This is a genomic window from Bartonella acomydis (genome assembly GCF_039543025.1).
In the GTDB taxonomy this organism is placed as follows: domain Bacteria; phylum Pseudomonadota; class Alphaproteobacteria; order Rhizobiales; family Rhizobiaceae; genus Bartonella; species Bartonella acomydis.
Genome location: NZ_BAABIY010000064.1, coordinates 1 through 1052 on the forward strand (window position 1 = coordinate 1; position 1052 = coordinate 1052).

1 protein-coding gene and 1 pseudogene are annotated in these 1052 nt (G+C 32.9%); both read left to right on the top strand.

The features are described 5' to 3' along the window. Positions 1-18 precede the first annotated feature (18 nt). A pseudogene (locus tag ABD909_RS07025) lies at positions 19-135 on the top strand (TrwG protein); the annotation flags it as partial. Between the two features lie 49 nt (positions 136-184). Then, entirely contained in the window at positions 185-940 is a 756-nt protein-coding gene (locus tag ABD909_RS07030) for a TrbJ/VirB5 family protein (RefSeq protein WP_345097245.1), read from the top strand. Positions 941-1052 lie beyond the last annotated feature (112 nt).

Sequence of the window (1052 nt, forward strand, 5' to 3'; positions counted from 1 at the left end):
AATTCAGCGAGGAGCCATATGAAAAAACAACAAGCTAAACCCGTAAAAGCCGAAAAACTTAATAGCTATTATGAAGAAAGCCGAGGCTTAGAGCGTGAACTTATCAACGAATTTGTAAAATCGCGTAGTTCAGCAATACAGTTTTTAGTATACGTGTAATATATAGAATTTGAAGGAAAAAAACATGAAAAAACTGATTGTTGCAACAACAATAAGTATATTTCTTGGAACATCAAACTTCACATTAAGAGCACAAGAAAATGAGGGAGTAAGAGCTCAAGAGAATGAGGAAGTAAGAGCTCAAGAGAATGAAGAGGCATTATCAAATCAGTTGCTCAATATTATGAACGAACAACTTAGGTATACGAAGACACAACTTAATGAAATTGAAAAAATACATCATTCTATAACAGGTATTAGAATACCAAACAGCGAAATGAAAAAAGCTGATAACGGTCTTTTACTTATGGAACCCAAATACATCTATGATGAGGACAACGAAAAAGAGATTTCTGAAAGATTTCCTCAACTGATTGAGAACATAAAAAAACAAGAAGAAGAATATTCTCAAAAACCTACAGTCCATGAAATACGTACACTAATTGATCTACGTAGCCAATACGCAGCTGTTATAGATAAGGTTGTAAGTTTGCAAGTTTTTGAGGAAACAGAAAGTCGTTTTATGCAAATCGCACAACATTTAATGGCAATCAAAGATACAAGAGATCTGAAAGGCATTATCGAATTGCAAACGCAAATTAAGAGTATACTTGCCATGATCCAAAATGAAGCTACAAAATTACAAATGGTTGCGCATTTACGCAATGCAGAGCAAGAACTAATACGACAACAAAAATATAAGCGGAATATACGAATTTTAAATCATCAAAACAGCCAAATGCCTGCTGTGCAGTTACAGTATGCAAGAGCTTTACAATAAAGCTTTTATAACAACACTGCTTATAGCATAAGCTTTCTCTTATTATAAAAAAGTTCATGCATTATGCTTAGAGCAATCTAAAAAATTGAATGAGTATGTAAGAAATTTAACA

Excerpts from the sequence above, each read along its gene's own strand:
- ABD909_RS07030 (WP_345097245.1), top strand. The coding sequence starts at position 185 with ATGAAAAAACTGATTGTTGCAACAACAATAAGTATATTTCTTGGAACA.